The organism is Longimonas sp., from assembly GCF_046498435.1.
GTDB lineage: Bacteria > Bacteroidota > Rhodothermia > Rhodothermales > Salinibacteraceae > Longimonas.
This window is the reverse complement of record NZ_JAWOAR010000239.1, coordinates 1-6,493: the sequence shown is the minus strand read 5'-3', so window position 1 is coordinate 6,493 and position 6,493 is coordinate 1. Positions and strand designations below refer to the sequence as shown.

The 6,493-nt window shown below is 57.2% G+C and carries 5 protein-coding genes; all 5 read right to left on the bottom strand.

All coding sequences use genetic code 11. The annotated features are described in order from the left end of the window. Positions 1–102: 102 nt before the first annotated feature. Positions 103–1,599: a GumC family protein gene (locus tag R6U20_RS09190; protein WP_410337559.1), complete on the bottom strand. Its 1,497-nt coding sequence runs from the start codon at positions 1,597–1,599 to the stop codon at positions 103–105. A gap of 44 nt (positions 1,600–1,643) precedes the next feature. Continuing rightward, positions 1,644–3,137 carry an undecaprenyl-phosphate galactose phosphotransferase WbaP gene (gene wbaP / locus R6U20_RS09185; RefSeq protein ID WP_410337558.1) on the bottom strand — a complete coding sequence of 498 codons (1,494 nt, stop codon included), beginning with the start codon at positions 3,135–3,137 and terminating at the stop codon, positions 1,644–1,646. 12 nt (positions 3,138–3,149) lie between these two features. Continuing rightward, entirely contained in the window at positions 3,150–4,466 is a 1,317-nt protein-coding gene (locus R6U20_RS09180; RefSeq protein WP_410337557.1) for a glycosyltransferase family 4 protein, read from the bottom strand. A 273-nt stretch (positions 4,467–4,739) separates the two neighbouring features. After that, positions 4,740–5,492, bottom strand: coding sequence for a response regulator transcription factor (locus R6U20_RS09175; protein ID WP_410337556.1), 753 nt, complete (start codon positions 5,490–5,492; stop codon positions 4,740–4,742). Positions 5,493–6,237: 745 nt separating this feature from the next. Next, a partial coding sequence (locus R6U20_RS09170; RefSeq protein ID WP_410337555.1) for a response regulator transcription factor occupies positions 6,238–6,493 on the bottom strand: 256 nt, incomplete at its 5' end.

Genomic DNA, 6,493 nt, shown 5'->3' with positions numbered 1-6,493 from the left:
GGCGGAACGATCTTGCCAGATTTTTGGCGCACACACGCCAAGGTTACATTGATTCATTAATAATACTTTTAATTATCGCCCATACTTCAATGTTTTTAAACATTATTTATTTGTTGGCAGGATGTGTGCTTTACCACTCTCAAAATACCGACCAGGCAGAGACCGTGAAGCAGATTCCGACCATACCAGGCAACGCACAGAACACCCACAAGCTGGCAACGCTGGTGCAGAACCATAAAAGCTGGAGTGAATCACCCGATGTGTTGACTCGCCTGACCCGCAGCCCATAGCGATGTCTTGATAGAACTGCTCGGCCTGATCCAGGCGACGGGCCAGCTGTTCACGCTGTACCGTCTGTTCCGGGATTTGCTCAATACGCCCCTCATAATTCCCAACGCGTCCGTTGAGCCGGTCGACCTGGCCCTGCAACTGGCGCACCGTGGACTCCTGCTCATCGATACGCGTGCGCAGTTCTGTGAGGCGGCCCAGCGCAGCGCCTTGCCCCACCTGCACCGAGGAGTCGGAAGCCAGCTCAATCAGCTCGGTGGTGAGCCGCTCCTTGCGCGATTCCAGCCCCTCGATCTGTGTTTTGATCTGGCTTAGCTCACGCACTTGCGACTCATTGCCGCGCAGGTCAGGATTGTTGATGTAGTAGGGCTCGGCCTGGGCTTCCAGGTCAGCGATCTGCTGGTCGAGCGCAGTAATCCGATTCTGCATCGACTGCACCGACTGCTCGCCCTCCACATCGCCTCGGAAGCTTCCCTCGGCCTCCCCCAGTTGGGTAATGAGCATGTCGAGCGTGCGCTGTTCTTCTTGCAACTGGAACTCCAGTTGGTCGCGCCGTCCCATCATTTCGACGTAATCGTTGGCCACACGATTGCCGTCTTGTCCGTCAATGGCCACAGCGTGACGCCGTGCGAACTGCTGCCACTCGCTCTCGACCTCGCTAATGTCTTCTTGCCGCTGCTCCAGCTGGGTTTCGAGGAAGTCGCGCGCAGCCGTTACCCCGGCACGAGCCGATTCGCGGCTGTAGGAGCGATAGGCATCGGCATAGGTATTGGCAATGGCGGCAGCTTCTTCGGGGTACTGACTCCGAGCCACAATACGAATGAGGTTCTGCTCCGATTCGGCTGTAAAATCGACCATCTCGAAGAGCCGCACCATCGCATCGCCATCGGTCGGCGATTCGTCATCGACAGCTTCAAAGAGCTGGAAGGGGGTGTTGGCTGTGTCGGCAACCGTGCGCAGTTCTGTTACGACACGCATGGCCAGCGATCCGGAGTTGGCCAGAATGCCAATCTCGTTCGCCAGCTCAGGCTGAATGTCGAAGCGTACGGTTTGTGTTTGATTCGGCTTTTCCACCTGAACCGTAGAGGCCGCTTCGTACTCAGGTGCAACCAGGAATGTGTATCCGGCAAAAGCAGCTACCATAGCCAGGCAGGTGCCCAGGATGATCCACTTGCCACGCTTGACGGTGTGCCAGAGCGTGTTTAAATCGACTGCGTTGGATTCGGTATCGCTATTATTGGACCGCGAGAGTCCAATCTGCTCCACCTTTTTCCGCCGGATGTCAAGGGCGCGTTGTTCGTTCTCGTTCATAGCTGGGGGGTCAGGGTTGGATATAAACGTACAGAAAACAGGGTTTAATGCGCACCGCTACCAGAGCAAACGACCGGAGGTGTGCGGGCTAAGAGGTAGAGGTCGAGCCATGGCGACCAGTTATGCACGTAGTGCACATCGAGGTCGACACGGTTGCTAAAGCTGACGGCGTTGCGGCCGGATACCTGCCACAGCCCAGTAATGCCGGGCGGCGTTTGCAGGACCACACGGCTCAGGCCGCGCATCTGAAAGAGTTCTTTAGGCATATAGGCGCGCGGCCCAACCAGGCTCATGTCGTCCCGCAGCACGTTAAGCAACTGCGGCAATTCGTCGAGACTAAAGCGACGAAGCCACTGTCCGATGGAGGTTACACGCGGGTCGTTTTGCAGCTTATGGTACTGCTCGTACTCGGCTCGGCGACGCGGATTGTCCGCCAGCAGGTCTTCAAGGCGGGCGTCGGCGTCGGTATACATGGTGCGAAACTTGAGCACTGTAAAAGTGCGGCCCTGGTAGCCCATGCGCACTTGCCGATAGAAAACGGGCCCTGGTGAGTCGTACCGAATAGCGGCAGCGATCACCGCAAAGACCGGGGCCAGTGCAATCAGCAGTATGGCGGCCCCAACTACATCGATGGCTCGCTTCAGCAGACGTGCACTGGGCTGGTGCTGTAGATGACGCACGCCAAAACCGTAGAGGCCTTCGCAGGTCGAGGTGGTTGTCCATGCAGCGACCATGCCCTTGGTTGTGGGCACACAGAACACATGCTCAAAGAACTGGCTGTAGTGCGCCAGCATCCGGGCGCGTTGCTTGGGATCAATGCCTTCTTCGGCCAAGATTGCGTAGGGCACATGATGCTGACGCGCCCAGTGCAGGGCTTCGGGGGAGGCTGTGCTGTGTGTATCGCCCGAAGGCGGTGGTGCATCACACACCGCTACCGGGCGCAGCCCAATTTCGGGCCAGCGGTTCATCGTGTCTACGATGCGTGCGGTTTCGTTGGGGTCTCCAACCACAACGGCTGGGACGCCCCACCATGGCAGGCGCGCGCCCATGATGCGCACCATAATGCGTGCCAGTGGCACCGTAGCCATGGCCACAGCCCCAGTGCCCGCAACCAACGCGACTGCAACCGGGGCTCCCACGGTGAGATAGGTCAGCCCTGAAGCCATGACCGCCAGCCCACCTACCGTCGTTGTCATGACACGCAGCTCTTCGACCGGATGCATTACACGAATGCGGTAGAACCCCCTCACTATGTAGACGGATAGTATGCTTCCAATAACAATCGGAGCGGTGACCATGACTGTTGGTGCAAACGGTGGCATCAGCCACAAACTGGCGATATGGAGTCCATACAGCAGCAGTCCAAGTATCAGTGTGTCGCCGGCCATGAGCAGCGCGTTCATACGCCAGGGGTGCGTTTCAGCGTGCGCTGATGTGGCTGTAGATGCTGCTCCTGTGGAGCGCCGCTCGTGTTTACGTGCTACCGGCGGCGCAACCAGCGGGGGAGAAAGCATGGGGTTGGTATCTATGGAAGCCATCGTCACTTTGGGTTACGAAGTGGAAGGCAAAGAAGAGGTCAGTGCGTCGCGCACGGCCCAGGGCTCACTCGTTTGGAAGGCCTGATAGGCGGTGTCAATGAGCGTGCGAAAGGCGCTACGGAAGCGTTCGGGGCTGAACTGTTCGGCGTGAGCGCGAATGCGTTCGGGGACGAAGCAGTCGCGTTGCGATTCGAAGGTAGCCACTGCATTTGCAATGTGTGCAGCGGTTTGGTCAGTATAGAGCACACCGGTTTCGCCAGGCACGACCGTCTCCAGTACTCCACCACCTCCATAAGCGATGACGGGCGTACCACAGGCCTGTGCTTCAACCGGCGCAATTCCGAAGTCCTCCTCGGCGGCATACACGAAGGCACGGGCATGCTGCATGTAGTACTGCACGGCCTCGTCGGGTTGACGTCCGAGCAGGGTCACATTGGGGCCAGCTTGCTCCTTCAAGCGGTTCAGTTCGGGGCCGTCGCCGATCACAATCAGTTCCTTATCGGGCATGGTCGCAAAGGCATCTACAATCAGATCGACCCGTTTGTAAGGCACCAGGCGCGCCATCGTGAGATAGTAGTCGTCTTTCTCGGTTTGCAACCCAAAGGCTTCTACATCCACCGGGGGGTACACCACGTGCGCCCGTCGCCGGTAGGTTTTCCAGATGCGGCGCGCCACATACTGCGAGTTGGCTACATAGACGTCGACCCGCGAGGCGGAGGCGCTGTCGTAGAGACGCATGTAGTGCATGAGCATGCGAGCAAGCAGGCTGCGCACTCCACGCGTCAGGTTCGACTGCTCCAGGTAGTCGTGATACAGATCCCACGCATATCGCATGGGGCTATGCACATAGCTAATGTGGAGCTGGTCAGACCGTGTGAGGATGCCTTTGGCCACAGCGTAGCTCGACGAAACGATAACATCGTGCTCACGCAAGTCAAATTGCTCAATGGCAAAGGGAGCCAGGGGCAGGTAGTAGCGATACAGCTTTTTAGAAAACGGAAGCGACTGGATAAACGAGGTCTGCACGGACTTCCCTTGCAAGAACGCGCGCTGATCATCTGGAATGTAGTCGATGAGGCTGTAGACGGAAGACTCAGGCAGCGCATGGATCATCTGCTCCAGCACGCGCTCGGCCCCAGCGTACACCGGCAGCCAGTCGTGTACCAGCGCTGGCGCCTGGCAGCGTGCAGGTCCTCCTGTATGCATCTGGGTAGCATACAGGCCAGGGGTCGCATGCAAGGTCCCATCACCCTGCTCTTCGGGAATCTCCGAGGCATCGGCGGAAGAGCCTAAAGGATGCCGGTTGGGAGAAGGAGTGGGCGTATCCATGAAAGCGAAATTGTTTATAAGGAACGATCAGAACAGAACGTATGCAGGTAGCGAACTTGCTTGCACACCCATAGAGTACGACGGGATTGCGCGTTAGACTGTATCATCAGAGCGCACCTACCACCCGAGGTGTGGAACAGCCGATATGCGCTTTTGGCTGTGGCTTTCGCAAAAGGATGCGCCATTGTGAGTACAGGCGCACCCGAAAGGCGACAGCGGCATGCGCTAAACCTTGACGGCTTCGTGCGCCGCTTTTTCCCACAGCAGCGCTCCTCATTCTGATACCGGAGACGGGGAAGAAGGGAGCAGTGTGCCCTCGTCGCTGCGGCCTCGGTCTTCGCGCCCGTACGTCCACTGCACCGCGTATTGCAGCAACTCCGACACGGTATCGAAGCCCAGCTTTTCTTTTGCGCGACGGCGGTACGTTTCGATGGTCTTGCGGCTTAGTTCGAGCGTTTCCGCAATGTCACGCACGGTCTGGCCTTCGCCCAACATCTGAAAGACCGTCATTTCGCGATCGGTAAGCCGCTCGGTGGTCGACCCGACTTCGTAGTCTTGCTGGCGAATGACTTTGCCCAAGATACGCGATGACATGCGGCGACTTAGGTACACGTTGCCGCCATGCACACTCTCAATGGCATTGGCCACGTCGGTCGTCGGCTTGTTTTTCATAACGTAGGCTGACGCCCCTGCACGTAGCGCACGCTCGGCGTATACCGATTCGTCGTACATGGAGTACACCACAATGCGCACTTCAGGGAGAGCATCGCGAATGTGCTCAATCAGGTCGAGCCCATGCATGTCCTTGAGCGAGATATCGACGATCGCCACGTCAGGAGCGCGGCGCTTCATCTGCTTCAGTGCCTGGGCCCCCAACTGGGCTTCGCCCGCTACACGCATGTTAATGCGTTGCGAGATGGTGGCACTGATTGCTTCTCGTACCGACGGGTGGTCGTCCACGATAAATACGTTGGTACGATCAGAGCGTGATGAGGCGGAAGACGGTGTGTCGTGTTTGGTGTTCATAGGGGATGGGGATCTCCAAAACAGACAGAAAGAGGCGCATCCGTTCCAAACCTTCCTGGCTCACCACTCGATGGGAGGATTGCCTTACGGCAGGCCATGCCCTGTGCACGAGAGTGAGAGATCCGTCGGATGCATACCGTATATCGGTATATCCCGAATATAGGCGCACACTACGACTCATCACGGTTCATCACGCGCTATCGTGGAGGTACTTCGAGCGCAGACCGCACCCAACTGTTTTCCCTGTTGAATCTTATACTTATGGCTTGTCTGCGTGTCATCCCACTATATTTATAGGCTTATGAGAAAGGTGGGTATGCTTTATTCCAGCTCGGTATCTTCATTGATGTATGATTGGTGTGTGGTGGGATGGACGGGTGGAAGATGGATGTGTGGAGGAGGAATGAGAAAAAAACGTCCACCCGTCCATCCCTACAGTCCATCCCTACATGAGACCGAAGGCCGACTGACGAAGTACATCCGGCGCCTCGTAGAGAAGCGACACCACAATGCTGCCACCGGATTGGGGATCACGACACTGCATCGCCCTGATCGGCAGAGACCGTTTCGGCATATCCCACCCCATTCCATATATAGCCCATACACAGCAAAACGCCCCACGGCCAGAGAGCCGCAGGGCGTTGTATGCTGTTGGAGATGTCAGCCTATGTGCACCAGAACCTATGCGCCGGATGTTGATCCGGTTTTACACCATCACGCAACCTGGTCAGTTCCAATTGGCGATCTATTCCGTATCGTCTTCCGTATTACTTTTCTTACTTCGGGAATCCGTGGTTCCCTGCCCATACGTCCACTGCACGGCATACTGCAGTAGCTCAGATACCGTGTCGAAGCCCAGCTTCTCTTTGGCGCGGCGGCGATACGTTTCGATCGTCTTGCGCGTCAGGTTGAGACGGTCTTGAATCTCCTGGATGCTGTAGCCTTCACCCAGCATCTGAAAGACGGCCATCTCGCGGTCAGTAAGCTCATCGATAGCAAAG

Coding starts and splice junctions, on each gene's coding strand:
- R6U20_RS09180 (WP_410337557.1), bottom strand. CDS start 4,466: ATGGATACGCCCACTCCTTCTCCCAACCGGCATCCTTTAGGCTCTTCC.
- R6U20_RS09190 (WP_410337559.1), bottom strand. CDS start 1,599: ATGAACGAGAACGAACAACGCGCCCTTGACATCCGGCGGAAAAAGGTG.
- R6U20_RS09175 (WP_410337556.1), bottom strand. CDS start 5,492: ATGAACACCAAACACGACACACCGTCTTCCGCCTCATCACGCTCTGAT.
- wbaP (WP_410337558.1), bottom strand. CDS start 3,137: ATGGCTTCCATAGATACCAACCCCATGCTTTCTCCCCCGCTGGTTGCG.